The 26,496-nt window shown below is 70.4% G+C and carries 28 protein-coding genes; 13 read left to right on the top strand and 15 right to left on the bottom strand.

Annotation, left to right across the window (positions count from 1 at the left end; translation table 11 throughout):
- Positions 1-124 precede the first annotated feature (124 nt).
- Entirely contained in the window at positions 125-784 is a 660-nt protein-coding gene (locus LLS1_RS17310) for a YdcF family protein (protein WP_226657493.1), read from the bottom strand.
- Positions 785-830: 46 nt separating this feature from the next.
- Here LLS1_RS17310 and LLS1_RS17305 point away from each other — a divergent pair, with 46 nt between their 5' ends.
- Complete coding sequence (locus LLS1_RS17305) at positions 831-1,154, top strand: hypothetical protein (RefSeq protein ID WP_226657491.1); 324 nt, start codon at positions 831-833, stop codon at positions 1,152-1,154.
- Positions 1,155-1,235: 81 nt separating this feature from the next.
- Here the strand turns inward: LLS1_RS17305 and LLS1_RS17300 are convergent, their stop codons facing one another.
- Positions 1,236-2,915, bottom strand: a complete 1,680-nt coding sequence (locus LLS1_RS17300) for an FAD-dependent oxidoreductase (RefSeq protein ID WP_226657489.1) — start codon at positions 2,913-2,915, stop codon at positions 1,236-1,238.
- Between the two features lie 107 nt (positions 2,916-3,022).
- On the opposite strand from LLS1_RS17300, the gene LLS1_RS17295 reads away from it, so the two are divergent.
- Together LLS1_RS17295 and LLS1_RS17290 are read left to right on the top strand one after the other, a co-directional pair.
- Positions 3,023-3,205: a hypothetical protein gene (locus LLS1_RS17295; protein WP_226657487.1), complete on the top strand. Its 183-nt coding sequence runs from the start codon at positions 3,023-3,025 to the stop codon at positions 3,203-3,205.
- A 113-nt stretch (positions 3,206-3,318) separates the two neighbouring features.
- Complete coding sequence (locus LLS1_RS17290; protein ID WP_226657485.1) at positions 3,319-3,582, top strand: metal-sensitive transcriptional regulator; 264 nt, start codon at positions 3,319-3,321, stop codon at positions 3,580-3,582.
- Here LLS1_RS17290 and LLS1_RS17285 read toward each other — a convergent pair.
- From LLS1_RS17285 to LLS1_RS17275, 3 genes are read right to left on the bottom strand one after another with little or no spacing between them, the layout of a single operon-like run.
- The gene (locus LLS1_RS17285; protein ID WP_226657483.1) at positions 3,566-4,774 is read right to left on the bottom strand and encodes a cation:proton antiporter; all 1,209 of its coding nucleotides are present in this window, start codon (positions 4,772-4,774) and stop codon (positions 3,566-3,568) included. The two genes, LLS1_RS17290 and LLS1_RS17285, sit on opposite strands and share 17 nt — an antisense overlap.
- A 4-nt stretch (positions 4,775-4,778) precedes the next feature.
- The gene (locus LLS1_RS17280; protein ID WP_226657481.1) at positions 4,779-6,653 is read right to left on the bottom strand and encodes a heavy metal translocating P-type ATPase; all 1,875 of its coding nucleotides are present in this window, start codon (positions 6,651-6,653) and stop codon (positions 4,779-4,781) included.
- Entirely contained in the window at positions 6,650-7,720 is a 1,071-nt protein-coding gene (locus LLS1_RS17275; protein WP_226657479.1) for an alcohol dehydrogenase catalytic domain-containing protein, read from the bottom strand. Before LLS1_RS17275 ends, LLS1_RS17280 begins: the two co-directional genes overlap by 4 nt.
- A gap of 123 nt (positions 7,721-7,843) precedes the next feature.
- Here LLS1_RS17275 and LLS1_RS19500 point away from each other — a divergent pair, with 123 nt between their 5' ends.
- Together LLS1_RS19500 and LLS1_RS17270 are read left to right on the top strand one after the other, a co-directional pair.
- Positions 7,844-7,969: a hypothetical protein gene (locus tag LLS1_RS19500; RefSeq protein WP_264186951.1), complete on the top strand. Its 126-nt coding sequence runs from the start codon at positions 7,844-7,846 to the stop codon at positions 7,967-7,969.
- Positions 7,966-9,342 (top strand): MBL fold metallo-hydrolase RNA specificity domain-containing protein, encoded by a 1,377-nt coding sequence (locus LLS1_RS17270; protein ID WP_226657477.1) that lies wholly within the window; start codon positions 7,966-7,968, stop codon positions 9,340-9,342. The genes LLS1_RS19500 and LLS1_RS17270 overlap by 4 nt, the downstream gene beginning before the upstream one ends.
- On the opposite strand, the gene mgtA is transcribed toward LLS1_RS17270, so the two are convergent.
- From mgtA to LLS1_RS17245, 5 genes are read right to left on the bottom strand one after another with little or no spacing between them, the layout of a single operon-like run.
- Positions 9,314-11,947, bottom strand: coding sequence for a magnesium-translocating P-type ATPase (mgtA, locus tag LLS1_RS17265; RefSeq protein ID WP_226657474.1), 2,634 nt, complete (start codon positions 11,945-11,947; stop codon positions 9,314-9,316). The two genes, LLS1_RS17270 and mgtA, sit on opposite strands and share 29 nt — an antisense overlap.
- Positions 11,944-12,780, bottom strand: coding sequence for a universal stress protein (locus LLS1_RS17260; RefSeq protein ID WP_226657473.1), 837 nt, complete (start codon positions 12,778-12,780; stop codon positions 11,944-11,946). The genes mgtA and LLS1_RS17260 overlap by 4 nt, the downstream gene beginning before the upstream one ends.
- Positions 12,781-12,796: 16 nt before the next feature.
- The gene (locus LLS1_RS17255; RefSeq protein ID WP_223356425.1) at positions 12,797-13,249 is read right to left on the bottom strand and encodes a universal stress protein; all 453 of its coding nucleotides are present in this window, start codon (positions 13,247-13,249) and stop codon (positions 12,797-12,799) included.
- Positions 13,250-13,303: 54 nt separating this feature from the next.
- Positions 13,304-13,723: a pyridoxamine 5'-phosphate oxidase family protein gene (locus LLS1_RS17250; protein WP_226657471.1), complete on the bottom strand. Its 420-nt coding sequence runs from the start codon at positions 13,721-13,723 to the stop codon at positions 13,304-13,306.
- A complete protein-coding gene (locus LLS1_RS17245; RefSeq protein WP_226657469.1) occupies positions 13,710-14,618 on the bottom strand; it encodes a universal stress protein in 909 nt (302 codons plus the stop codon). Before LLS1_RS17245 ends, LLS1_RS17250 begins: the two co-directional genes overlap by 14 nt.
- 122 nt (positions 14,619-14,740) lie before the next feature.
- Here LLS1_RS17245 and LLS1_RS17240 point away from each other — a divergent pair, with 122 nt between their 5' ends.
- The 4 genes from LLS1_RS17240 to LLS1_RS17225 all read left to right on the top strand — a co-directional run bounded on the left by LLS1_RS17240 (position 14,741) and on the right by LLS1_RS17225 (position 18,892).
- A complete protein-coding gene (locus LLS1_RS17240) occupies positions 14,741-15,742 on the top strand; it encodes a zinc-binding alcohol dehydrogenase family protein (RefSeq protein ID WP_226657467.1) in 1,002 nt (333 codons plus the stop codon).
- 84 nt (positions 15,743-15,826) lie between these two features.
- Positions 15,827-17,458, top strand: coding sequence for a GAF domain-containing protein (locus LLS1_RS17235; RefSeq protein WP_226657464.1), 1,632 nt, complete (start codon positions 15,827-15,829; stop codon positions 17,456-17,458).
- A complete protein-coding gene (locus LLS1_RS17230) occupies positions 17,455-18,099 on the top strand; it encodes a response regulator transcription factor (RefSeq protein ID WP_226657462.1) in 645 nt (214 codons plus the stop codon). Before LLS1_RS17235 ends, LLS1_RS17230 begins: the two co-directional genes overlap by 4 nt.
- Positions 18,100-18,163: 64 nt before the next feature.
- Complete coding sequence (locus LLS1_RS17225) at positions 18,164-18,892, top strand: BON domain-containing protein (RefSeq protein ID WP_226657460.1); 729 nt, start codon at positions 18,164-18,166, stop codon at positions 18,890-18,892.
- Positions 18,893-18,894: 2 nt separating this feature from the next.
- Here LLS1_RS17225 and LLS1_RS17220 read toward each other — a convergent pair whose 3' ends face one another.
- Both LLS1_RS17220 and LLS1_RS17215 read right to left on the bottom strand, forming a co-directional pair.
- Positions 18,895-19,383, bottom strand: coding sequence for a universal stress protein (locus tag LLS1_RS17220; RefSeq protein WP_226657458.1), 489 nt, complete (start codon positions 19,381-19,383; stop codon positions 18,895-18,897).
- Complete coding sequence (locus LLS1_RS17215) at positions 19,380-19,700, bottom strand: hypothetical protein (protein WP_226657457.1); 321 nt, start codon at positions 19,698-19,700, stop codon at positions 19,380-19,382. Before LLS1_RS17215 ends, LLS1_RS17220 begins: the two co-directional genes overlap by 4 nt.
- A gap of 124 nt (positions 19,701-19,824) precedes the next feature.
- On the opposite strand from LLS1_RS17215, the gene LLS1_RS17210 reads away from it, so the two are divergent.
- Together LLS1_RS17210 and LLS1_RS17205 are read left to right on the top strand one after the other, a co-directional pair.
- On the top strand, positions 19,825-20,385 hold the full coding sequence (locus LLS1_RS17210) for a flavodoxin domain-containing protein (protein WP_226657455.1): 561 nt from the start codon (positions 19,825-19,827) through the stop codon (positions 20,383-20,385).
- A complete protein-coding gene (locus LLS1_RS17205) occupies positions 20,382-21,260 on the top strand; it encodes a universal stress protein (RefSeq protein ID WP_226657453.1) in 879 nt (292 codons plus the stop codon). The genes LLS1_RS17210 and LLS1_RS17205 overlap by 4 nt, the downstream gene beginning before the upstream one ends.
- A 7-nt stretch (positions 21,261-21,267) precedes the next feature.
- On the opposite strand, the gene LLS1_RS17200 is transcribed toward LLS1_RS17205, so the two are convergent.
- Both LLS1_RS17200 and LLS1_RS17195 read right to left on the bottom strand, forming a co-directional pair.
- Complete coding sequence (locus LLS1_RS17200) at positions 21,268-22,125, bottom strand: universal stress protein (RefSeq protein ID WP_226657451.1); 858 nt, start codon at positions 22,123-22,125, stop codon at positions 21,268-21,270.
- Positions 22,126-22,148: 23 nt separating this feature from the next.
- Positions 22,149-23,069 (bottom strand): universal stress protein, encoded by a 921-nt coding sequence (locus LLS1_RS17195; protein WP_226657450.1) that lies wholly within the window; start codon positions 23,067-23,069, stop codon positions 22,149-22,151.
- Positions 23,070-23,293: 224 nt separating this feature from the next.
- On the opposite strand from LLS1_RS17195, the gene LLS1_RS17190 reads away from it, so the two are divergent.
- Together LLS1_RS17190 and LLS1_RS17185 are read left to right on the top strand one after the other, a co-directional pair.
- Positions 23,294-23,596, top strand: coding sequence for a DUF5652 family protein (locus LLS1_RS17190; protein ID WP_226657448.1), 303 nt, complete (start codon positions 23,294-23,296; stop codon positions 23,594-23,596).
- A gap of 196 nt (positions 23,597-23,792) precedes the next feature.
- Positions 23,793-24,407 (top strand): HdeD family acid-resistance protein, encoded by a 615-nt coding sequence (locus LLS1_RS17185; protein ID WP_223356444.1) that lies wholly within the window; start codon positions 23,793-23,795, stop codon positions 24,405-24,407.
- Positions 24,408-24,493: 86 nt separating this feature from the next.
- Here LLS1_RS17185 and LLS1_RS17180 read toward each other — a convergent pair whose 3' ends face one another.
- Positions 24,494-26,491: a S9 family peptidase gene (locus tag LLS1_RS17180; protein ID WP_226657446.1), complete on the bottom strand. Its 1,998-nt coding sequence runs from the start codon at positions 26,489-26,491 to the stop codon at positions 24,494-24,496.
- Between the last annotated feature and the right edge of the window lie 5 nt (positions 26,492-26,496).

Here is a 26,496-nt window from a genome sequence, read left to right as displayed (position 1 = left end):
TACTTCCGGCACAAACGAGGGGAGTCGTACCGAGTGTCGTATTCACATCCAATGGGAACAGGCCATCTTTACGCTGACATAATGTGCATTATCGGCGCTAAGACGATAACTGCTCCCCACCGAGTCACCTGGCGTGTAATGCGAACAGGTTGTGCAGGCCGATGACGGCGGCGAGTGGTTTGATCAGCGTGATCTCACCGACTCGGTACTCACTGCCGCGCGCAAGGCGCTCGGCGAGGTCTGGGCGCTGCTTCCAGAGGTAGGCGCGACCCTTCTCAGCATGCAAGGAGTTCGAGACGACTTTGATCGATTCCGCGTCCTCGATGAGAGGAATCGCGTTCTGGATGTTCTCCCAGGTCGACCGGCTGGTGAGATCGAGACGGATCGGGCCGGTGTAGCGGAGAACCTCTCGTGCGTAGTTCTCCATGAGCTCGGCCTCGGGGGTTCGTCCGGCGACCGCCCCACCGCAGAAGACGAGCGTGCTTGCCTCGGCGGCGGAGTCGATCGACCGAAGTCCGGCGCGCACCCGGTATCTGTTCATGAAGTTGGCGCGAGTGCCGGCGTTCTTGTAGCCGAGGACGACGATGGCTTCCGTACGTCCCGGGCTTTCCCCGTTCCCGAGCCTTCTTCGGCTCGCGCGACAGTGCGCGGCTTCTCCGACGACGAGGACGACGCAGATCAGTCCTCCGAGAACCGTTGCGATGGGGCGAAGGCGCATCCGTCCAGGATAGGAGCCTGCTCCCCCGGGTGGGCCGCTAGTGGATTCGTCATCCTGCGCCGACACCGGAATCGCCCTCGAAGCGCTCTTTGATTGACTGGCGGTCAGTCACATGCGGGACTGGCCTTGGTGCGGGGCACTGATCGAGGCGCACCTCGATGAACTCGACACCAACGACATGCTGTTCACCGGCCCCCCGCGGCCCCGGGATGCCGCAGACCCGCTCCTCGACGACCTCACGGCACTGCTCGCATCGCACGGCCACCCGGATCCGCAACGCATGGCCGCTTTCCTCCTCGGCGGCACGACGCTGCTGGCCGACCGAGCCATCGCGACCAACAAGAGGGTCGATGCGGACGAGCTCACGCGGGTACTGGTGACTCTCGACGAAGCCGTCAGCGTCACGCGGACACAGGGCATCGAACCACCCCTATAGCCTGTCGATCAAGCCTGTGCCTGTCGATCAGCCCTGTGCCTGTCGATCAGCCCTGTGCCGGGCGATCAACGGGGCGCCGCGCTACACGCTCGCCCCAGCGGCGCTGTCTTGCTCCGCCATGCTGCTCTGACGGGAGCGCCCCTCCCCGGCGGCCCAGGTGCGGTAGCCGCCGTCGAGGTTGACGACATCGCGGCCGTGCTGGTCGAGGATGCGGGCAGCGGTGTGGCCGCGCTGGCCCACCTGGCAGTGCACGATGAGCGGCCCGTCCGGCAGTTCGGCGAGTCGGTCGCGCAGTTCGTCGACCGGGATGTTGAGCGAACCCGGGATGGCGCCGGCAGCGTGCTCGAGGGCGGTGCGGACGTCCACCAGGGTCGCGCCTGCCTCCCGTGCCGCCGCCAGCTCGTGCCATTGAATGGTGCGGGTGGTGCCGGTGCGGAGGTTGTCCGCCACGTAGCCGAGCTGGTTGACCGGGTCCTTGGCGGAGCCGAACTGCGGGGCGTAGGCCAGCTCGAGGCGGGCGAGACCCGACGCGGTCAACCCGCCGGCCATCGCGACCGCGATCACGTCGATGCGCTTGTCGACACCCGCGCCGCCGACGATCTGCGCACCCAGGATGGCGTCGCTCTCCGGGTCGACGAGCAGCTTCATCGACAGGGGCTCAGCGCCCGGGTAGTACGTGGCGTGTGAGGCCGGGTGGGTGTGGATGACGCGGTGCGGGCGACCGGCGGCGGCCAGCTGCCGCTCACTCCAGCCGACCCTGGCCGCGACCGTGTCGAACACCTTCACGATCGCCGTTCCCAGCGCGGGCGTGTTCCGCTCGTCGCGTCCGCCGATGACGTCGGCGACGGAACGGCCGTGCCGGTTGGCGAGCCCGGCCATGGTGACCAGCGCTCCTTCACCGGAGACCGCATCCACCTTCTCGACCCCGTCCCCCACCGCGTAGATGTGCTCGTCGCTGGTGCGGTTGGAGGGGTCCACGGCGATTCCACCGGTCGGACCGACCCGGAGCCCTGCGGAGCGGGCGAGGTCGATGCTGGGCACGACGCCGGAGGCGTCGACGATGAAGTCCGGCCGCAGCTCCGTGCCATCGGTGAGCAGCACCGCGTCCGACACCGCCGAATCGATGGTCACCGCCGTGCGCACGTCGACACCGTGGCTGCGCAGTTGCGCCTCCAGCGGGGCGACCATCTCCGCATCCAGCGGGGTGAGGATCTGTGCCGGGCGCTGAATCAGGGTCACGTGGATGCCCCGGCGCACCAGGTTCTCCACGGCCTCCAGGCCGATGAACCCCCCGCCGACGACCAGTGCCGACGGGTGATCGGCCGCCGCCTCGACGAGCGCGCCGATCGCATCCACGTCCTCCACCGTGCGGAGCGTGTGCGTGGGGATGCCCGGATGCCCAGCGGCCTCCCGCGCGGCCGCACCGACGGCGAGGACCAACTCGTCGTAGTGCTCGATGACGGTGTCCCCCGCGGCCAGGTCGAGCACCGACACCGTGCGCGCGACAGGGTCGACGCTGATCACCTCGTGCCCGGTCCGCACGTCCAGCCGGAAGCGCGCCGCGAGCGACTCCGGCGTCTGCAGCAGCAGCGACGAGCGATCCGCGATCACCCCACCGACGTGGTACGGCAACCCGCAGTTCGCATACGAGACGTACGGGCCGCGCTCGAACACCACGATCTCCGCGGACTCGTCCAATCGGCGCAGGCGAGTCGCCGCGGACATCCCCCCGGCGACTCCGCCGACGATCACGGTCTTCATACGTCATTCCTCTCCCGTGGCGATTTGGTATACCCCTACCGGTATCGTACTATACCGGTAGGGGTATCCACTCCCCCGATCGGCGAGCAGAAGGAGAGTCCACGCCCATGTGCTATCCCGTCACGTGCACGGTCTGCGGCAAGACCACCTGGAGCGGCTGCGGCCAGCATGTCGCCGATGTCCGCCGCCGCGTCCCCGCGACCCAGTGGTGCGCTGGCGACCACACCGACGCCGAGAAGGCCGGCGGATCCGGCGCTGGACTCTTCGGCCGGCTCTTCGGTCGCGGCTGATCACGTGCCGCAGACTCACCGCCACGAGGGCCGGCGCCCGAGCGGACGAGCTACCGTGGCGGGTACCGAGAAGAACTCCCCCTGTGCCGGCCTCACCGAGAAAGAAGACCACCGTGGCCACCACCACTGACATCAAGCCCGTGCTCAACCGTCTCCGTCGCGCGCAGGGGCAGCTCGCCGCCGTCATCGCCGCGGTCGAGAACGGCGGGAAGTGCCGCGACGTCGTCATCCAGCTCGCCGCGGTCTCCAGCGCGCTCGACAAGGCCGGTTTCCAGATCATCTCCACGGCGATGCAGAAGTGCCTCACCGACCCCGAGGACGACTCCGACCCGATGACCGTCGAGGAGCTGCAGAAGCTCTTCATGACCCTGGCCTGAGACGATCGCCGGAACCGCCGTGGTAGTGAGTGCTCGGCGACCGGCGGCGACGCGCGTGTTCACGACGGGACTCCGCACGGACAGCGAACGCGGAGACAGCGATCGTCAGCACGGCACCCAGCAGAATCGCGCCATCTTCTCCGGGCGCAAGCACGTGCGAGTGGAGGCCCAACGTCACGGCCGCGACCGGAACGCCGAGTTGCCCTGCCGTCGCCGCAGCCAGGGCCCACGAGAGCCCGGTCAGCCGGGACGCGAGATGGGCGACGACGGCACCGCCGCCGAGCACGATGCCCAGAACGATCATCATCGGGTGCGCGCCGACGGATCGCAGATCGATCGAAGCGCCCAGCCACACGAAGAAGAGAGGTGCGAAGAAACCCTCGGTCATCCCGAAGAGCTGACGGGCGAGTCGGCGCGGCTCTCCGATGGCCGACAGGACCAGGCCCAGGGCGAATCCGGCGATCATGATCGACAGGCCCGCATACTCGGCGATCGCAGCGAACCCGAAGAGGACCAACAGACTCAGCCGGAGTTCCAGTGCGAAGCGCCGCCGCTCCGAATAGGCGTGCAGCCTCCCCCGCCGTCCCTTCCTGCCCAACCGGATGGCGAGGTACCCCAGCATCGCTGAGGCCGCCGCAACCACGACGATCGCGAGAGCCGCCTCCGGCGCACGCTCCGGGGCGATGACCGCGGGCAGTGCGACGACGCAGACGAGATCGGCGAAGGCGACCTGCGCCACGAGCTCGCCCGTGGAGGGCGCTCCCCTGCCGACCGAGCCGAGCATGGGAAGCACGAGCGCGGCCGAGGACGAAGCGAGGAGCACCCCGTAGAGGAGACCGTGCGGGCTGCGGAAGACGACGGCGACGACGGCAGCGATGCCCGCCGCCGCCACGCCCACCGCCGTGGCTGCGAGCACGCCGCGGGCCAGGGATCGGCGCGCCGGCCCGGGAGCGAGCACATCCCGCACGGGGATCTGGGAGCCGACGACCACCATCGTCAAGCCGAACCCGATGGTCGCCAGAAGGTCTAAGCCACCCGCGCGCGGATCGATCAGGCGGAGCCCCGAGGTGCCGAGCAGCAATCCGCCGAGGAGCTCGCCGACGGCCACCGGCACCCGCCAGCCGGCGCGGAGCGACACGATCGGACCGAGCAGGCCGACCGCAACGACGAGCGCCAGCAGCGAGAAGCTCACGCGCTCATCCCTTCACGTCGCGCGCGGAACGGAGAGCGGCGACGATGGTCACCAGGTCGACGACCTCCTGCAGCACGGCGCCGACGAGTGCCGGGATCAGTCCGAACGCGGCGACGATCATCAGTCCCACCGACGCGGCCATGCCCATCCAGATGCTCTGGAGCGCGATGGAGACCGTTCGGCGGCCGAGCGCGACGGCGTCGGCGACCAGCGCGAGATCGTCGGCGAGCAGGACGACGTCGGCCGATTCGCTCGCGGCGGTCGCTCCCCGGGCACCCATCGCGATCCCGACGTCGGCCCTGGCGAGGACGGGCGCGTCGTTGACACCATCTCCCACCATGATGACGGGTCGCTCCGAGATCGCAGCGACCCGGGAGACCTTGTCGGCCGGGAGACACTCGGCCGTGTAGCGCTCGATCCCCACCTCGGCCGCGATGGCGGCCGCGGTGGCCCGCGCATCTCCCGTGAGCATCTCGATCGCAGACAGTCCGAGCCCCCTGAGCCGCAGGAGGGTCTCGCGCGCGTCGACGCGCGGGATGTCCCGCTCGATCAGCGCTCCGGCATACCGCCCGTCGATGGCGACGTACACCACCGATCGGCCGGCCGGTGCGTCCTCGTGCACGGCGGAGCCCGTGCACGAGCCGACGAACGCCGCCGTACCGATCTCCACGAGCCGATCGCCCACTCGAGCGCGCAGACCCTCCGTCGCATGCTCCTTGGCGTCGGTCGCCGGACGAAGCGGGATACCGCGCGAGATCGCCTCCTGCACGACCGATGCGGCGAGCACATGCGACGAGTAGCGCTCGGCACTGGCCGAGAGCCCGAGGAGCGTCGCAGCGTCCATGCCCCCCGCTGGTCTGACCTCCTCGAGCACGGGCCGGCCCCTGGTCAGGGTCCCCGTCTTGTCGAAGACGATCGTCCGTGCGCGCGCGAGCCGCTCGAACACCGACCCGTTCCGGACGATGATGCCGCGCCGCGCGGCGCTGCTCATACCACCGATGAAGGCGACCGGTGCGGCGATGAGCAGGGGGCACGGCGTCGCCAGCACCAGGACCTCCGCGAATCGGACCGCATGACCGCTCACGGCCCAGGCGACCCCGGCGAGAAGGAGCGAGAACACCGTGAAGGGGACGGCGAACCGATCGGCGACTCGGACGACCTCGGCCTTGCCCTGCTCCGCCTGGGCGACGAGCGCGACGATCTGCTGGTACTGGCTGTCCGCGGCGAGGGCCGTCGCCCTGACCTGCACGGCGAGTGTTCCGTTGATCGAACCGCTCGGAACCGCATCGCCCGCTCGTCGATCGACGGGCAGGCTTTCCCCCGTGATCGACGAGAGATCGAACGCGCCCGCAGCGGACACCAGAGTCGCATCCACGGGCACCACCTCGGCCGGGCGCACGAGCAGCCGGTCCCCCGGCACGATGTCACCGATCGGGACATCGTCGATGGAGTCCTCGTCGATCACGTCCTCGGCGACGCGATGCGCGATACGCGGTTCGCGGTCGAGCAGCGCGTCGAGCTCACGGCGGGCACGACGGTCGGCGGACTGCTCCAGCGCCTCGCCTCCGCTCAGCATCAGCACGACGACGAGGGCGGCTGCGATCTCTCCGACGAGGGTGGTGGCCACGATCGCGACGACCGCCAGAAGATCGACGCCGACGCGCCCGTGGACGAGTCGGCGCACCATCCGCACCGCGTAGCCCGCGGCGACCGCCAGAGCGAATCCGCCCCCGAGGATGGTGGCGCCCCGGGCCGATCCCGCCGACCAGAGCACGGCCACCGCGACACCGATCGCGAGCGTCCCAGCGATGAGCGGGTATCGCACGAGCGGCCGGACCGCGCGGGGCAGGGCCGGCCGCGATCCCGCCCGGACCGTCATCCGGCGACAGCGCTGGCGCCGGTTCCAGTCGCCGAATCCACGGAGGGGGTCGGAGCGTCGTACACGAACACGAGACGTGCCGCCACCGATCCGGCGAGAACCTCGTGCACAGCGTCGTTGACGCCGGCGATATCGCGGCGCTCGGCGACGACCCGCGTGCGACCGGCCGCGTGGAGCGCGAACACCTCGGCGAGATCCTGTCGGGTCCCGACGATGGACCCGATGATCGAGATGCCCTTGAGGACGGTGTCGAACACGGGCACGGTGAGTTCGCCGCCCGCGGGCAGGGAGACGAGCACGAGGCGTCCACCGCGATTCAGGGACGCGAAAGCCTGCTCGACGACCCCGGGCGCGACGGCGAGCACCACGGCGACATCCGCTCCCCCGAGGTGCCGGATCGCCTGTGCCGGGTCGACATCGGCGGCGTTGACGACATGATCCGCTCCCAGGTCGACGGCCAGCTCCAACTTCTCCTCCGTGACGTCCACCGCGACCACCTGCGCTCCGACGAGCCGTGCATACTGCACCGCCAGATGCCCCAGGCCGCCGACGCCGAACACGGCGACACGTTCACCGGGCACCACCCGCGCTGCCTTCACCGCAGCGTAGGTGGTGACACCAGCGCAGGTGAGCGGGGCGGCGTCGAGGGGGTCGACGCCGTCGGGAACGGGAGCCGCGAAGCGGGCGTCGGCGACGGCGTACTCCGCGTAGCCGCCGTCGACCGCGTAGCCCGTGTTGTACTGGCGCTCGCACAGGTTCTCCCGCCCGTCGATGCAGTACCGGCACTCCCCACAGGCGTGACCCAGCCAGGGGAGGGCGACGCGCTGACCGATCGTCCTCGACGTCACCCCGGCGCCGAGGCGCTCGACGATCCCCACACCTTCATGGCCGGGGACGAATGGCAGCTGCGGCTTCACCGGCCAATCGCCGTTGATCGCGTGGATGTCGGTGTGGCACAGACCGCACGTCTCCAGGCGGACCAGGATCTGTCCTGGCCCCGGCGAGGGGATGGCGCGCTCCTCGATGGTGAGCGGTTCGTGGAAGCGGGTGACGACGGCTGCGTGCATGACGGGGTGCTCCTTCCGGTTGGCCGCCAGTCTGACGGCCCGCACCGCCGACGGGATGGGCCTTTCGGCCCTCCCCGTCGCCCCGCGACCCCGCGAAGCTCATGACGTCGCAAGGAGGCTCGGATGAAGCACTGGATTCGCGTCCTGTCGATCGCCGTGGCCGCACGCCGCGGGCTCACGGCATCGGTGGCCGGGCTGATGCTCCTGGCACTCGCACTGATTCCGCACCGCTCGGCGGACGCCTCGTGAACACCACGCTCCGATTCCTCGGCGCGACCGACACGGTCACCGGCTCGCGGTACCTGCTGGAGTCTGCGGAGGGAAGAGTGCTCGTCGACTGCGGCATCTTCCAGGGCTACAAGGTGCTGCGGGAACGCAACTGGCGTCCCTTCCCTGTCGACCCGGCGAGCATCGACGCGGTCGTCGTCACCCACGCGCACCTCGATCACACCGGCTATCTCCCTGCGTTGGTGCGCGACGGATTCCGCGGGCGCGTGCATGCGACCGAAGGCACGGCGGAACTGAGCGCACTCGTGCTGCCCGACAGCGGACGCCTTCTCGAGGAGCAGGCCGATTTCGCACACCGCCATCACACGTCGTCGCATCGCCCGCCGCGGCCGCTCTACACGGAACGCGACGCCCGCGCCGCGCTCGAACGATTCGAGCCTCATGACTTCGACCAGGAGGTCGAGATCGGCGGACTCCGCATCACGTTCGTGCCGGCCGGCCACATCCTCGGCGCCGCCCAGCTCCTGGTGCGCACCGGAACGCATCGCCTGCACTTCACCGGCGATCTGGGACGCGCCGACGACGCTCTGATGCGCCCGCCGCGGCCCCTGGAGGAGACCGACATCCTCGTGTGCGAATCGACCTACGGCGACCGGATCCACCCGGCCCAGGACCCCGCCGAAGAGCTCGGCCGGATCGTCCGTGGGGTGTGCAGCCACGGTGGCGTCGTCATCCTGCCCGCCTTCGCGGTGGGACGGGCCGAATCCCTCCTCCTCCACCTCAGCCGCCTCCGCGCGGCCGGCTCCATACCCGATGTCCCAGTCTTCCTGAACAGCCCCATGGCCATCGACGCGTCGGGTATCTATGCACGACATCCCGAGGAGCATCGGCTCAGCGCGGAGGAGTTCTCCGCCGTCTACGGCCTGGCACGCCTCGTCCGCACGGTCGACGACTCGAAGCTGCTCAACCTGCGCGGCGGTCCGATGGTGATCGTGTCGGCGAGCGGCATGCTCGAGGGGGGTCGAGTGCTCCATCACATCGCCGCCTACGGCCCCGATCCCCGCAACGCGATCGTGCTGACGGGATTCCAAGCGGGCGGGACCCGCGGCGACGCGCTGCGCCGCGGGGAGCGCGTGCTTCGCATCTACGGCCGCGATGTCCCCATCCGTGCCCAGGTCCACCCGCTCGAGATGCTCTCCGCGCACGCGGACGCCGAGCAGATCGTCACGTGGCTGCGCGGCGCTCCTGAACCCCCGCACCGGATCTACCTGACCCACGGAGAGCCCCACGCGGCGGACGCGTTGCGGCTGCGGATCCGTCGCGAGCTCGGCTGGCGGGCGCAGGTCCCCGAGTACGGCGCCGCGGTCACGGTCGATGAGGCGTCCGGACCGTGAATCGTGCCGCCCGTCGCGCGACCCGATGTCTGTAGGTCCGACGTCGCGCGGTGGGTTCGACCGGCTCCGCGAGCCGGGCGTAATAGAACGCCTTGCCGAGTTCGACCAGCACCAGATAGAGCAGCACCAGGCCGACGAGTGCGAGGAAGAACAGCGGCGGCAGCGGCGCGAACCCGAGCAGGCCCGCCAGTGGTGAGTATGGGAGCCAGCACCCGATGGCGACCACGGCCACGACGGCGACGGCGAGCGGCAGCGAGGGGCGGCTGCGGATGAAGGGGACGCGTCGGGTTCGGATGGCGAACACGATGAGCGTCTGCGTCGCGATCGACTCGATGAACCAGCCGGAGCGGAACTCGGACGGCGCAGCATGGAAGACGGCGAGCATGAGCCAGAACGTGGCGAAGTCGAACAGGGAACTGATCGGCCCGAAGAGCAGCATGAAGCGGCGAATGGTGCCGATGTCCCAGTGCGCCGGCGCCCGCAGCTGCTCCGGATCGGCGCGATCGGTGGGGATCGCCAGCTGGCTCGAGTCGTAGAGAAGATTGTTCAGCAGGATCTGTCCGGGGAGCATCGGCAGGAAGGGGATGACGACCGACGCCGCCGATGCGCTGAACATGTTCCCGAAGTTGCTGGAGGTTCCCATCAGGACGTACTTGATGGTGTTGGCGAAGATGCGCCGCCCCTCCGTCACCCCGTCTGCGAGGACCCCGAGATCCTTGTCGAGCAGGAGGACATCCGCCGCGTCTTTGGCGACATCGACCGCGGTGTCGACCGAGATGCCGACATCGGCGCGATGAAGTGCGAGGGCGTCGTTCACTCCGTCGCCGAGGAATCCCACGGCACGCCCCTTCTGGCGCAGCGCGCGGATGAGCCGAGCCTTCTGCTCGGGCGACACCCGGGCGAAGATCGTCGCCTGCCGTGCGGCGGTCGCGAGCTCGTCATCGCCGAGGCCGTCCATCGCATCGCCGGTGAGCGTGCCGCGCGAGGTCATGCCGAGCATCGAACATACGCGCTCCGCCACCACGGCGCTGTCGCCGGTCGCCACCTTCACCTCGACACCGAGACCGGCGAGGCGGTCGAGCGATGAGCGCGCATCGGCTTTGACGCCGTCGACGAACGCGAGGAAGCCGCGCAGGGTCAAGCCGTCCTCGGGGAAGGGCGCGTCCGAACGGCCGGGCGCCTCCCGGCTTCCGACGGCGACGACCCGGGCACCCACGGCGTACAGGTGAGCGAGGATGTCGCCCGCGCCGGGGTCGGCCGCCGAGCACAGGGGAAGCACCGACTCCGGGGCGCCCTTGACCACCACGATCGGAGCAGCGCTCGTCTCCGTCACCAGCGCCGCGACCCGGCGAGTCTCATGGTCGAACGGTCGCACCGCGAGTCGATGGTAGGCCGCAGCCGACGATGCGGCCGTGCCCGCCGAAGCCCAGAGCGCGGAGTCCAGTGCGTCGAGCCCGACGAGATCCGGTGCTTCGGGGTCCGCCTCCGTCGACAGCAGTCCGAGCACCACGAGATCCTCCTCCGTCGTCTCCCCCAGCGGCACCGCACGGTCGAACTCGATCCTGCCGGTCGTCAGGGTTCCCGTCTTGTCGGTGACCAGCAGGTCCAGATCGCCCAGGTCCTCGATGCACACCAACCGCTTCACGAGCACCCTCCGCTGAGCGAGCACCCGGGACCCTGCCGCGAGGCTCGTGCTCACGACAGCAGGCAGCAACTGCGGGGTGATTCCGACGGCGATCGCCAGCGAGAACAACAGCGACTCGAGCAGCGGGCGCCCGAGCGCCACGGCGACGACGAGGATCGCCGTGGTGAGGATGAGCGCAACCAGGAGGAGGAATGTCGAGAACCGAGCCAAGCCGCGCTGGAATTCGGTCGGGGGCTCCTGCAGGCCGAGGCCGACCGCGATCTTCCCGAACTCGCTCGCAGCACCGGTCGCCACGACGACGCCGCTGCCCTCCCCCGTGTGCACGACCGTCCCCATCAGTGCGCAGCAGCGCAAGTCGCCGATTCCGACCGACCCTTCAACCGGATCGGCCGTTTTGGCCACGGCGCGAGCCTCACCCGTGACGATGCTCTCGTCGCACGACAGCCCGCTCACCTCGAGCAGTCGCAGGTCCGCCGGGACGACCGATCCCACGGTCAGGAGCACCACATCGCCGGGGACGAGCTCGGTGACGTCGACGCTGAGACGCCGTCCGCCGCGCAGCACCACGGCCGAGTGGCGGAGCCGGTCGTGCAGCGCATCGGCCGCGCGCTCCGCACGGAATTCGTTCACGAAACCGAGTCCGACGCTGACGATGAGGATGAGCGCGATGATCGCCGCCTCGACCGCGTCCCCCACGAACGCGGACACGAGAGCGGTCGCGAACAGGAGCAGGAGGAGAGGGCTGCGAACCTGGCGGCCGAGGACCCGCCACGGGTGGGCTCTCCGCCCGCGCACGGCATTCGGGCCGTAGCGGGCAAGTCGGAGCGCGGCCTCCCCGTCCCCGAGACCGTGGATCGTCGACCCGTAGGCGGCGAGCACGGCGAGACGATCCGTGAGGGCGGCGGCCCGCACCGCGCTGTCGCGGCCGGCCGGGGCCGTCCCGACGACGGCGCGGGTCACGTGTCGCGCCGGTTGCGCGCGACCACGACAGGGACCCGCACGTTCAGGAGCACATCATGAGCGACCGAGCCGAGCATGAGCCGTTGGACGCCGCGCCGCTCATGCGTACCCACGACGAGCAGGCGATGACCCCGGGCGGCATTCACCAGTCCGTCTGCCGGGGCCGCCTCCACCACCGTCGTGGCGATGTCGAGATCACTCCGCAGCTCCCGGGCGAATTCGGCCGCTGAGCGCGCGATGCGTTCGCGGTGGTCGCCGACCGACACTTCCGGGACGAGGCCCGTCAGCAACGGATTCGCGCTGTAGCCGGCGCAGACGATGTCCAGGCGCTCGCGCAGTCGGAATGCTTCCTCGGCCGCGAACGCGACGGCGACCTCCGACGGTGGCTGGCCATCCACGCCGACCGCCACGCCGAGTCCTCCCCCTGTCCAGTCATGCGGGACGACCGCGACCGTGCACGCTGCCGCAGCGGCGACCCGGACGGCGAGCGAACCCCGGAACGGGCGATCGCGGTCCGTCCCGCGCCCGGTCCCCACGACGAGGAGATCGGCGTCCTCCGACTCGGACACGAGCTCCGCGCCGACATGGCCGTAACACAGACGCGTCGCGACATCCGAGATCGCCGTCGTGTGCCCGAGCACGTCGGCGAGGATCGCCTCGCCCGCTGCCCGGAGCGCCGGCGACGGCTCGTCCAGCGCGTCACCCCACGAGCGCTCGATCACGAACACGAGGACGAGCCGCGCCCGATCGCGGATCGCACGTGCGGCGGCCCACTCCACGGCGCCGCGATGACTCGGGTCACCGTCGACAGCGACCATGATCGTTCCGGGCATCGGCGACTCCTGTTCCTCAGTGGATGACCAGCACTGGGCAATCCGCGTGCTCGACGCAGGCCCGCGACACGGAGCCGAGAAGGAGGCCAGTGAAGCCGCCCAGTCCTCGGCTGCCGACGATCAACATCTCTGCGCCCTCGGACTCGGCGATCAGCTGCCGCGCGGTGGACCCGCTCCGGATCACCGACGAGTACCACGCGGGTGCCGCCGGGCCGAAGACATCCGCCGAGGCCTCGTCCGCAATGCTGCGCGCATCCGCTTCCGGCGACCAGCCCGACATCTGATAGCCGGGCCAGGACGCGGGAAACTCCCACACAGTCACCCCCACGAGACGGCAATCGAGCCGCTCGGCGATGCGTGCGCCCCGCCGCAGCGCCGACAGCGATGAGGCAGAGCCGTCGACGCCGACGACGATCCTTCCACCCGGGTGGATCTGGTCGTCGATCGCGGCGATCGGTGTCTCGGTCATGGGTTCCTCCTCGTTCTCTTGCCCCTCCGGTCCCGGCAGGACGCCAGGACTCTGCTACCAGCGGTCCGGCTCGGCCAGGCGCAGAAACTTCCGCCCGCTGAGCCGCTCGATGTCGATGTGCACCCAGCGATACTTGAGCGTCGGGATCCAGGGTCTCAGGGGTGCGCGTTCCGCGTCGGCGATCTCCTGCTGACGCTCGAGTTCTCTCGCGCGGCCATGGACGACGACGCTCCAGGCCTCGTCATCGGTGAACCCGTCGGTCTCGAAAGCCACGACATCGTGAACGGTCAGCTCCAGGAGCTTCGTTCCCGGCGCGGTGCGGAGCAGGATGCTCTGGCCGTCCGAGTAATAGTTGACCGGGAAGATGTCGGGCTCTCCCCCGACGGCGGTGGCGAGTCGGCCGAGCTCGCCCTGCTTGAGCAGCTCGCGGCATTCGTCGCGGTCCAGTTCACGGAACGGCTCATCCGGCGACATGTGCGCCTCCCGTCAGGCGTTGGGCACTCGAAGGGTCCTCCGTCGCGATGGCATGGACGACGAGGGTGGGCGAGGTCAGGTTCAGGAGCACGTCGTACGCGACCGATCCCAGCCCGCCCGGCTGTGCGAGGGTACGACGCGAGTCCCCGACGACCAGCAGCGCGGCACCGCGCGCGAACTCGTTGAGCGCGGCGCCTGGAGGCCTCCGGACCACGCGACTGCGGATCTCGATACGCGGCTGACGAGCGCGCGCCCGGGCGACCGCTGCGGCGAGCACCCCGCGCGCTTCCTCGTCGCGCACTTCTTCGTCGCGGGGCTCGTCGGCGGGAGTGGAATCGAGCGGCGAGCGCGCCTCCGACGATCGGACGGCGAGCAGCTCGCACTGGTTCTCACAGGCCAGATCAGACGCCAGATCCAGTGCGGCGCGTCCCGCGGGGGTGTCATCCACTCCGACCACGACGCCGCGCCGGAGCCGAGAGGCCGCTTCCGGGATGACGGCGAGGGGGCCGACCACGAGGTTGGCGAGCTGCAGACTCCGTGAGCCGAACGCGCGCCCATAGTGGAAGCCCGTCTTGTGCGTCCCCACCACGATCATCGTCTCCGGTGCGCTCGCGGATGCCAGTTCAGCCATGGGACTGCCGCGCCGCAGCTCTCCGCGGATCTCGACGTTCCCGCCGAGCGAGCGCGCGTAGGCGACGTCGTCCGCAAGCAGCTTCTGAGACCCCGCGTCCACTTCGTCGATCAGGCGACTGCCGACCGCCCCCCACTCGTCGTCGGCTACGTGGACCAGAGTGACGGGCACGTGATCGCGTCGCGCCGACGCCACCGCCCACCGGGTCGCCGCCCGCGCTGGCACGGAGCCGTCGACCCCGACGACGTACTGTCGAATCACCATGTCCACCTCCTGTTGCAGTGTCCGCGGGGCCCATGGGGCACCGACAGGGTCGTTGGTCCCACGGGACCTTCGGCCCGCTCGTCGCGTCTCCCGGTCGCTTCACTCGGAGCGGGAGGCGGAGGATGACGATGATGGATGCGTGGCGGACGACCGGCGTTCTCGGAGGGATCGAACAGGTCCGCATCACCAGACCCGAGCCGGCACCCGGCGACGTTCAGGTACGTGTGGACGCCTGTGGCATCTGCAGAACCGATCTGCACGTCGTCGACCACGAGATCCCGGTCCACCGCCCGCTCGTCGTACCCGGACACCAGGCGATCGGGAGCGTGAGCGCGGTCGGAGAGGGCGTCACGTCCTTCCGTGTCGGTGACCGTGTCGGCGTCGCCTGGCTGCGACGCACCTGCGGCGAGTGCCCGTTCTGCAGACGCGGGGCGGAGAATCTGTGCGCGCGTTCCGAGTACACCGGCTGGGATGCGGACGGCGGGTTCGCGCAGTACCTGGTCGCACCTGCCGCCTATGTCTACCCTCTCGCTCCCGAGCTCGATGTGCTCGAGACCGCGCCCCTCCTCTGCGGCGGCATCATCGGCTATCGCGCCCTCGTGCGAGCGCAGCTGCCGCCCGGCGGGAACCTCGGCATCTACGGGTTCGGATCCAGTGGACACATGACCGCACAGCTTGCGATGGCCATGGGTGCCAGGGTCTTCGCCCTCAGCCGCGGAGAAGCCAACCGGCAGCTGGCCCGCCGCCTCGGCGCCGTGTTCGTGGGCGACGAGGCGGCGGAGGTTCCCGAGCCGCTCGATGCGGCGATCGTGTTCGCGCCCGCCGGGCCCCTCGTTCCCGTCGCCCTCGCAGCGACCGCGAGCGGCGGCACCGTCGTGCTCGCCGGGATCGAGATGAGCGACATCCCGCCGTTGGTGTACAGCGCCTCCCTCTTCCGGGAGCGCGACCTGCGCACGGTCACAGCGAACACCCGGGAGGACGGCGCACGCTTGCTCGCGCTCGCGCGCACGCTCCACCTCCGCCCGCAGGTCACGGCGATCCCGTTCGACGGCCTTGCCGACGCGCTGGACGACCTCCGCAGCGGCCGAGCCTCCGGCTCACTCGTGCTCCGGGTTGCCTCCTGACGCATGCTCCCCCGCCGCGCTGCGGCGCGCTAGACTCCCGCCGAGAGCCTTCCGGGCGCCGTGCCCAGCCTGCAGAGGAGGACCGTGCTCCACGACGACGAGCCGATCACGTTTCCGGACGCGCCACGCGCCGAGTTGGACCGCGCTCTCTCCGACCTCCTCGATCAGGCCCGCAAAGTCCTTGCGACCCAAGGTCGACTCCGTACCCTCGTGCAGGCGAACCGGGCCGTCGTGTCGCACCTCGAGCTCCCGGCGGTGCTCCGCACCATCGTCGAGTCGGCCGTCGAACTCGTGGGCGCGCGGTACGGCGCTCTGGGCGTGATCGCCGAGAGCGGCGGACTCGAACAGTTCATCCATGTGGGGATGAACGCCGCGGATGTAGATCGGATCGGGCACCTTCCCGAAGGGCATGGCCTGCTCGGCGCGCTGATCGACGACCCGCGGCCCATCCGCATCGAGGCGATCGCCGAGGATCCCCGCTCGGCAGGATTCCCACCCGGCCACCCGCCGATGAGCGCGTTCCTCGGTGTCCCGATCACCGTCCGTGGCACCGTCTACGGAAACCTGTACCTGACGGACCCGGTGTCCGGCGGGTTCTCGGAGGACGACGAGCAACTCGTCCGGGACCTCGCGGCCAGCGCAGGCCTCGCGATCGACAACGCTCGGCTGTTCGCCGACTCGGCGGCGCGGCAGTCGTGGAGCGCCGCGGCAGCCGACCTCACGGGAGGGATTCTCGGCAGCGATCCTGCGCAGGCCCGGGAGGAGTTCGTCACGCACCTCCGTCGGCTCCTGGCGGCGCGTGTCGTCACGGTCCTGCCGAACGCCCGCCTCGACGACGCGCGGCTTCGAGGCGTCGTCGAAGGGGGACAAGCGACCCGGGTCGACGAGCTGACGGATTTCCCCACGGACGGGGATTGGTCGCCGGGACCGGCTCTCCTGATCCCCTACGACGGCACGGTGGGCAGGCCTGGGCTTCTCGTCGTCCTCCGCGCCTCCGGCGACGCGGCCTTCACGGCGTCCGAGCTCGAGCGTGCCGTCGCCTTCACCCGACAGATCGAGGTCGCCTCGGAGCTCGCCGCCGCACGCGCAGACCAGGAGCGGATGGTCGTCCTCGAGGATCGCACCCGGATCGCTCGCGATCTGCACGATCACGTCATCCAGCAGCTCTTCGGCACGGGACTCGAATTGCAGAGCATCCTTTCGGCGCTCGACGCGGGATCGCTCGCGGCCCGGCTCGAGACCTCGATCGCATCGCTCGACGAGGCGATCACGCAGATCCGGACGATCATCTTCTCGCTCTCCGCTCACCGCAACCACCCCGACGGTCTCCGGCATCGCATCCTCGACACCGTCGAGCAGGTCGGCGGCCCCTGGTCGGGATCCGCCACGGTGTCGTTCTCGGGTCCGGTCGATCTGATCGTCGACGCCGACGAGGGCGACGACATCGTCGCGTACGTCCGAGAGGGTCTCACGAACGTCGTCCGGCATTCTGGTGCGCAGTCGGCCGCCGTCACAGTGATCGCGACGGCGGATGCGATCACTGTCGATGTCGTCGACGACGGGCACGGCATCGGCGACGTCTCGCGTCGCAGTGGCCTGCGCAATCTGGTGGAACGCGCCGAACGCTGCGGCGGCCGGCTCGACATCCGGTCGGGGCCGGACGGCACGGCCCTGCGCCTTCGACTCCCGCTGCCGTCCGAGGGAGGGAATCGATGACACCCGACCCGATCCGAGTCTTCCTGGCCGACGATCACGAGATCGTCCGCCGGGGTGTCGCCGCGCTCGTCGACGGTCAGGACGACATGGAGGTGGTGGGCGAGGCCGCGACGGCTGCGCAGGCGCAGGCGCGCATCATCGCGGTCCTCCCGGACGTGGCTGTCCTCGATGTCCGCCTTCCGGACGGAAGCGGGATCGACGTCTGCCGTGCCGTCAAGCAAGCACAGCCGGGGATCCGATGCCTCATGCTCACCGCCTACGACGACGAGGACGCGATCCGATCCGCCGTCATCGCCGGAGCGGACGGGTACGTGGTGAAGGACATCCGAGCCGGTAGGCTCCTCGACGATATCCGCGCAGCAAGCCGGGGCCGCACGCTCATCGATCCGCGCGTCGCCGACCGCGTCACCGCCCGGTTGCGGGAGCCCGCAGACGACCCTCGCTTCGCGTCGCTGGGCCTGCGGGAGCGGCAGGTCCTCGCCCTCATCGCGGACGGCCTGACGAACCGGCAGATCGCCCAGAGGCTCGGTCTGGCCGAGAAGACAGTAAAGAACTACGTGAGCTCGCTCCTCTCGAAACTCGGGCTCGAGCGCCGCACACAGGCCGCCGTCCTCCATCTCAGCCAGCACGATCGCACCTGAGGTCGCCGGATCCGAGGGACTTTCGGCTCACCCGCAGGCAGGAGCGACGGGGATCCTGGACGTCATGGACACTCCACCCGCAGCTTCGACGTCAGGCCGTGAAGACCTCCTTCCGCGCAGCACTCCGGCACAGGCGTTCACCGATCTCGGTGTGCGCCGTGCCGTCGAAGCCGAACTCGCCTGGACGCCGGGCATCTCTGCGCCCGCCATCGGAGTGAGCGTGGAGGGCGGCGTTGTCACTCTCACGGGCGAGGTCGCCACCTTGCACGAACGTATCGCCGCGCTCGGCGCGGCGCAGCGCGTCGCCGGCGTGCGCACTGTCGCCGACGAGCTGACGCTGCCCGACGGAGGCACGGATCCGGGAGGGCGTCGCCTCGCGGCGGCCGTCGACGCCATCCTCGCCTGGACGAGCGGCGTGCCGCGAGAGGGCATCCACGCCGACGTCGAGGGCCACCGTGTGATCCTCAGCGGAACCGTGGATTGGGATGCCCAGCGCGTCGCCGCCAAGCGTGCCGTGGAGCGCATCTGCGGCGTCCACGCGGTCGAGAGCCGGATCGAGCTGACCCGGAAGCCCCAGGCGGAGAACGTCGAGGAGGAGATCCGTCATGCGATCGTGCGCAACGCGATCCTCGACTCGAGACGTATCACCGCCACCGTCATCGGCGACGAAGTGACGCTCCGCGGCTCCGTCCGGAGTTGGGCGGAGCGACGGCAGGCCGTCCGCACCGCATGGTCATCCCCGCACGTCCGCGAGGTCACCGACCTGCTCCGTGTCGAGCCCGACGCGATCTGACGTCAGACCGGCTCGGCGCCGTGCATGATCAGCACCGGGCAGTGCGCCCGTTCCGCGCAGGCTGCGCTCACCGACCCCAGAAGCAGCCCGGCGACGCCACCGTGCCCGCGACTGCCCACCACCAGCATGTAGGCCTCCTTGCTGGCATCGATGAGGACCTGCGCCGGTGCCCCCTCGCGCAATTGGCGGACGAGGATGTCCGGAGGCCGCGCCCCGAAGGCCCTTTCGACGGCATCGCTCGAGACGATCTCGGCGTCCCCCTCCGGTGACCACTCGGTCGGGTAATAGCCGTGGAAGACAGGCGGAAGGGCCCATGCCGTGATCGCGACGACCGGGCGCGCGGCGGCCCGTCCCATGTCGACCGCCCGTCGCAGCGCGGCGATCGAGGAGTCCGACGCGTCCACGCCGACCACGATGGGTGCGACGGCCGGCCCGCCGTCGCCGGGCGTCGTGCTCCTCCCCGCCGCCTCCGACGGCTCCGGGATCGTCATCGTCGCCCGGCCGCTGCGGCCACTCTGTGCTGTTCGTGCAGGTCGTCGAGACCCGTGAGCCACCATCGCGCGGCGCCGCAACTGCGCACGTCGAACACATGCGACTCTCCACGGGGGGACGAAGCGACGATGCGCCATCCGGTCACCTGCGCGGGGTCGGGTCGTCGTCCCTCCGGTGTCACGACGACCCGCCCGCGCGGCTCGGGTGGTGCGTCGACGTAGTAGCGCTCGCCGTTCCAGTCCAGCCGAACGGGCACGCGGGCCTCCAGCACAACGGTCACCGGCTCCTTCAGCGCGGTGTCGGTCTCGGTGAGCATTCGCCGCTCCTCTCGTCTGCACCGAGACTCTCACCCGCGCTCGGGGGGGCACCAGAGTCGAAGGTCCCGCACCACGTGACCTTCGACTCTGTTCGCCCTCGTCCCGGCCGGAGAGGCTGAACGCATGAGCGAGACTCCAGAGACCGCACGCGCGGTCGTCGTGTACGAATCGATGTTCGGAAGCACCCGCCTGATCGCCGAAGCGATCGCAGACGGTCTGCGCGAATCCGCCGATGTCCGTGTGCTGCCCGTCCGTGAGGCACCGGAATCCTTCCCCGACTGCGACCTGATCGTGCTCGGCGCACCCACGCACGCGCACGGGATGAGCCGCCCGGCCACGCGTGCGGAAGCCGGCCGCTGGGCGGACGATCGGCGCCGCGCTCTGACCCTGGAACCCGACGCCGAGGGCATCGGCGTACGAGAGTGGCTCGAGAGTTGCGGCGACCTCCCCGATCTGTACGCCGCGTTCGACACCCGCGCGGACATGACCGAACTGTTCACCGGCTCCGCGGCAGCGATCCTCGAACGTCGGCTGCACAAGACGGGCGCGCGAAAGCTCGCCGACCGCGCGAGTTTCGTGGTCGACAAGCAGAGCGCGCTCGCTCGGGGTGAGATCGCTCGTGCCCGCGACTGGGGGCGTGCGGTCGGTGAGGCGCTGCACTCGCAGACGGCGGTGCGGAGATGAGCGTCCTCGGTCGTACCGTCCTCTGCTGGGACGGGTCGGAGCCCGCCGACGCCGCCGGCCGGTGGGCGGTCCGGCGCTGGGAGAACACGGGTGCCGACATCGAGATCGTCGATGTGCTCGATCGGGGCCTCTTCGCAGGCGACAGGTCCGCGCTGCAGCGGGCGACGGTCGAGGAGGAGCGCCGCCTCGCGGATCGAGTCGGCGAGTTGACCTCCGCACACCCCGGCGTCGTCGCCGGGAGCACCCTGCTCGTCGGTGATCCCGAGGACGTCCTTTCCGAGCAGACGCGTCCGGGCACCCTCGTCGTCGTCGGGACGCACCGCCGAGTCGGTCCGCGCGGGCGCTACGGCTGGTCGATGGGGGCTCGGCTGGCAGCATCCGCCGACGGACCGGTCGCCATCGTGCCGGTCGACGAGTCCCCCGAGGGTCGCACATCGACAGAGGTCGTGGTCGGCGTCGACGGGTCCGACACCGGACGTCGCGCGCTGCACTACGCCGCTCGGGAGGCCGCTGCCGCCCGTATGCGCCTAACCGTCGTCCACTGTTGGCAGGAGCCTCTCGCCGGCGAGCCGTTGATCGTTCCCGACGACGATTTCGTGGACGCGCAACAGACGGCGCATCAGGAACTGCTGGACGATCACGTCCGGGTCGTCCGGCTGCGTCATCCGTCCCTTCGGGTCGAGCCGGTGCTGCTCCGTTCCAATCCGATCTCCGGGTTGCGCAGCCGCGCCGCCGCCGCCGCGCTGCTCGTCGTGGGCAGCCGTCAGCTCACCGGCTGGAAGCGCGCGTGGCTCGGATCCGTCTCGCACGGGCTGGTGCTCGACATCAGCGCGCCGACCATCGTGGTCGGCCCGCAGACGCTGACCGGCGCCTAGGACCTCGTCAGACGAGCGCGCCCGGCGACACCACGATGGTCGGCACCGTGATGTCGAGGATCATGGCGTGGCTCACCGACCCGAGCAGGAGGCGCTCGATCCCGTGCGTCTGCTCGGTGCCCACGACAAGCAGGCAGGCGTCGTCGAGCGACTCCGCAAGGGCGTCGTGGGGGGCGCCGTGGACGAGCGACGCCGACACCACGAGGTCGGGGTTGGCTCCTCTGATCGTGCGGGCGGCCGACTCGAGCAGCCGCCTGTTCTCCTCGCGGACATCGTCGAGGAACTGCGGATCGATCCCCAGCGGTCGCGACGCCACGACCGGCTCCGCCCACGCGTGCACGAGACGGAGCTCTCCGCGCAACCGACGGGCCTCCCGTGCGGCGAAACGTGCCGCCTTCATCGACACATCAGAACCGTCGACACCGACCACGACGGCAGAGCGATCCTCCGCGGGCAGTCCTGGCACGACGGCGACCGCTCCGTCCGCGACGGCGGCCAGACGAGCGCCGATGGACCATCGGTACCGCGAGTGCGGTCGCGTGCGCCTGCCGGTGCCGACCACCGTGAGCGTGTCGGGGCGGGTGAATCGCCGAAGCTCCGCCACGCGGTCTCCCGCCAGGACATGGGTGCTGATGCGCAGACCCCGGTGCTCCGCCATCACCCGCTTCGCCTCGGCGTCCGCGGCGACATGGCGCTCGCCGACCATCTGAGGAGTGACCACGCGTCCGGGCGCCGCTGTCTCCGTGTCTTCGATGTCGATGAGGAGGATGCCGTCCTGCTCTGCTTCGGCGCGGGCCACTGCCCACGTCAGTGCCAGGTCCGCCTCCGGTGAGCCGTCCCAGCCGACGACTGTGTTGTCGCTCATGCCTGCTGCCTCTTTCGTGTCTCTCATCGTCGATCGGTGTTGTCGTGCCCCGACGGCACATTCCCCGCTGCCGTTTCGTCCGGGACGACGAAGGCGTACTCGCGAGGTGTGACCAGGACCGGGCACGGGATGTCCACGAGGACGTCATGGCTGACCGATCCGAGGACCGCCGCAGCGAACCGTCCGCGGCCTCGCGTGCCGACGACGAGCGCCACCGCGCCCGCACCACGCTCCACGAGCGCCTCAGCGGGGTTCTGTCGCACGACCACCTCCTCGATCGCGACGGACCGCGCGAGCGGGACGTCGTCGATGACGTCCCGCACCACGTGACGCTCACGCTCGACGACGGCCGGGTCCAGGTCGTCGCCCGGCGCGAGAGACCGGGCGAACGCCTCCGGAACGTCCCATGCGTGCACCGCCTCGACGGTCGCCCCGGTCCAACTCGCCTCCGTCACGGCCAACGCGAGCGCCGATCGAGCACGTGCCGAGTCGTCGATCCCCACGACGACGACCGATCGCTCCGCTCGTGGAGCGTCGGGGATCACGGCCACGACGCAGTCCGCCGCTGCGGCAAGCCTCAGCGGCAGGGAGCCGATGCGCGACCCCTCACCGCCTGGGCCCCGATCGGTGCCGACGACGAGCAGGGACGCATCCCGGGACGCGGCGATCAGAGCGCGTTCCGCCGGCCCGTCCACCCACCGCGCGTCGATCAGCGCCTCGGGCGCAAGCGCCCGCGCGTGACGCTCGGCGAGCCGCAGGTCGTCTTCGACGCGTCCGACGATGTCGGCGTCGCGTCCCAGCATCTCCTCACCGATGGTGCGGTCCACCGCGCGGAGGATCTCGAGTCGTCCGCCCCGCACCGCGACCCGGTCAAGCGCCCAGTCGAGTGCTCGCCACGACGACGGAGACCCCTCGAACCCGACGATCGTGCGCCCGTCACTCATGGCTGCTCCCTTGTCTCCGGACCGTGCCCCGGGACGACCCGCGCCCGTGGGCCGCACCGCGACATCCGACGTGGACGCCGGGCGACGAGCGGTGCTCACGCGATGCTATCCACGGTGATGCACACGCCCGCGGGCCTTTGGTCCCCCGGGCTGTCCGGCTTGGACGCCGGAAGTCGGGACCTTCGACTCTTCGCATTCGTCCGCCGCTCGGGTCGGATGGGCGCATGAACAGCAATCACGGCAGAGCGCGACACCCTCTGCACGATCTCACTCCATCGGGTCGTGCACTCGTCGTCGCGGCGGTGGCCTGGAGCCTGGCCTGGAAGGGCGCGTCGATGTGGCGTGCTGCGCGCAACGGCAGCAAGCCGTGGTTCACCGCCCTCCTGCTGACCAATACCGTCGGCGTCCTGGACGCCGCCTACCTCTTCGGCGTCGACCGCCGCGGGCGACGGCGGGAAGTCGCGGAGGAGACGATCCTCGAGCGCACGGGAGAGCCCGCGCAACTCGGCCGGACACAGGAGACGTGACCTCCGGCGCGGACGGCGGACGTGCCCGGGAACGTGGACGTCGCTCGAGCGATCGCCTGATTCTCCGCAGGGTCCATCGAACCCGCTGGCCCACGCAGGACACGCCGACGGACGGAAGCCTTCGGCCGCACGCCGCGGAGCGCTAGTGTCAGGGCTGGAACGCATCCCCCGCGCCATCCATCGAAAGGGTTAACCGATGTCCACCACCGATCCCGTCGACGCCGTCCTGCACGATTTCTCGCTCGACGCGAAGAACCTCACCCGCTCCGCGATCAACGGCATCCGTGCGACGCTCGGGATCAGCGGCGCCGTCGCTGTGATCCTCGGTGTCGTGCTGCTGTTCTGGCCGGTCAAGACCATCGAGGTGGTCGCGATCTTCCTCGGCATCTACTTCCTCGTCGCAGGCATCATGCGCATCGGCATCGGAATCTTCAGCACGGGCATCAGCGGCGGCCTGCGCACGCTGAGCATCCTCCTCGGCGTTCTGCTCGTGGTCGCGGGCGTCGTCGCCGTGAAGAACGTCTCCACCGCGGCGACCGTACTCGTGATCTTCGCGATCGCGTTCGTCGGCGTCGGCTGGATCATCGAGGGCGTCATGGCGCTGGCCGAGTCGGGCCGCACTCCCAACTCGGGCTGGGCGATCGCTTTCGGCATCCTCAGCATCCTCGCCGGCATCGTGGTGCTGGTGCTTCCGGCGTCGTCCGCGGCTTTCCTGCTCCTGTTCGCCGCGATCGCGCTGATCGTGCTCGGCGCGATCGGGATCGTGCGCGCCTTCACCTTCGGCCGGGACGTGCTCGCGGCAGCGAAGTGACCGACCCCGGGCGCCGACGGCCCCGATGATGACGGCCCCGCCTCCGTGGAGGTGGGGCCGTCGTCATCCGCGGAGCCCGCCGTGCGCTACGAGTGGTTGTGCACGGAGGGCAGGCGCTCGGCCCACCAGTCCAGGATGATGTCGAACCGGTCGCGGCGATGGCGGGGGCGCCCGCTGCGGCTCAGCTCGTGGTCCTCCCCCGGGAACACGACGAGCTCGGCCTCTGCCCCGTTGCGCTTGAGGGCGGCGTAGTAGCGCTCGGCCTGCGGGAGGGGGCAGCGCAGATCGTCGGCGGAGTGCATGACCAGGGTCGGGGTGCGCACCTGTTCGACGACGGCCTGCGGGCTCTGCGAGCGGATCAGTTCCGGGTCTGTGCCGGTGTACTCGTCGCCGAAGAAACTGCCGATGTCGCTGGTGCCGACGAACGCTTCGGGGTCCAGGAAGCCCCGCTCGACGATGGCGGCGGCGAAGCGATGGTCGTGCGCGATCGTCCAGGCCGTCAGGTAGCCGCCGTACGAGCCGCCCATGATGCCGACGCGCTCACCGTCCAGGCCGGGGGTCTTCTCCACGACGCCGTCGAGGAAGTCGAGCACGTCCGCCATGTCGACCGTGCCCATCCGCTGCCGGATCACACGGCCGTGCTGCTGCCCGTAGCCCGCGGCGCCGCGCGGATTGGACATCACGACCGCGTAGCCGGCGGCGGCGTACACCTGCGCCTCGTCGAACAGCGCTGCGGTGTACGCCGCGTAGGGACCGCCGTGGATGTTCAGGAGCACAGGATGCGGTCCCTCGCCCTCCGGCACCACCACCCAGCCGTGAACGGGGTAGCCGTCGCGCGCGGTGACCGTGATCTCCCGTGGGGCGATCACGCCGGCGGCCCGGAGCGAAGCGGAGAAGTCCGTCAGTCGACGCACGCCGTCGGGTCCGAGAACGGCGGCATCGCCCGCGGTCGAGGCGTCCGCGATGCTCATGACCACGACCTCGCCGGCCGCGCCGACGCCGCCGACGACGGTCGTGTCGTCGGTCAGCCGGGTCGACTCCCCCGCCGCGGTGACCTCGGTGAGGACGAGAGCGCCGCGGCGACGGTCGCGGACCAGCACGGAGTCGTCGCGATAGGCGACGATGTCCGACTCGGTGAAGTCCTGCGTCTCGGGATCGGTGAGGCGCCGCGGTGCCGCACCCGGCACGTCGATCACCGAGAGGGCGGCGTTGCGGGCGACGAAGTCGCGACCGGACTCCCCCACCTCCTGCGCCAGGAAGTACAGCGCGCCGTTCAGACCGTACGAGACCCCGGCCACCGACAGATCACCGTGCGCGCCGGTGGCATCGACCGGGTCGCGGGACCCGTCGACGGGCACCAGGAAGACGCTCGACCGGAGGTCGTCGTCGCGGGAGGCGTGACGCGCCGAAACGAAGGCCAGCGTGGATCCGTCCGGCGAGAACGCGATCGACCCGTCGTCCCACGGGCCGTCGGTGAGCTGTGCGGCTTCAGGCACGCTCGGGGCGGGCGCGCTGGACCCGTCCGCCTCGGCGATCGGCGTCACAGCGGGCTCGGCCCAGACGTCCGGCACCGGCACGAGGAAGATGTGCGCCCGGCGGTCGGTGATGTAGCCGAGGCCGTTCGCGCGGTAGTTCAGGATGTCGAAGCGGCGGGGACGCTCGCTCGCCGCGTCGATCCCCTCGACGGTGCCGTAACGGCCCTGCTCGGGCACCCGGCTGACGAACGCGATCGAGCGGCCGTCCGGTGCCCAGACGAACTCCGAGACGCCGAGCCTGCGGTCGGTGACCTGCACCGGCTCACCTCCCGCCGCGTCGGCCACGAACACCTGCGGCGCGGCAGCGGGTGCGGACCGCAGGAACGCGAGAAGACGACCGTCGGGCGAGAAGCGGGGCGCGGTGTCGCGGAAGCCGCGGGTCAGCCGGCGGGGCGCGGCGTGGCCGACCAGCGGGATGGTCCAGAGCTGTCCGACCGTGGCGTCGGCGGCGAGGGAGGGATGCGTCACCGACACGACCGCGCGCCCGCCTCCGGGGTGCACGGTCGGGGCGGAGACGGCGGTCAGCAGTTCGAGGTCGGCGGCCTTCACATCCG

It is taken from the genome of Leifsonia sp. LS1 (assembly GCF_020521355.1).
GTDB lineage: Bacteria > Actinomycetota > Actinomycetes > Actinomycetales > Microbacteriaceae > Leifsonia.
Note: the sequence above shows the minus strand (reverse complement) of the source record. Positions and strands in the feature narration are given on the sequence as shown.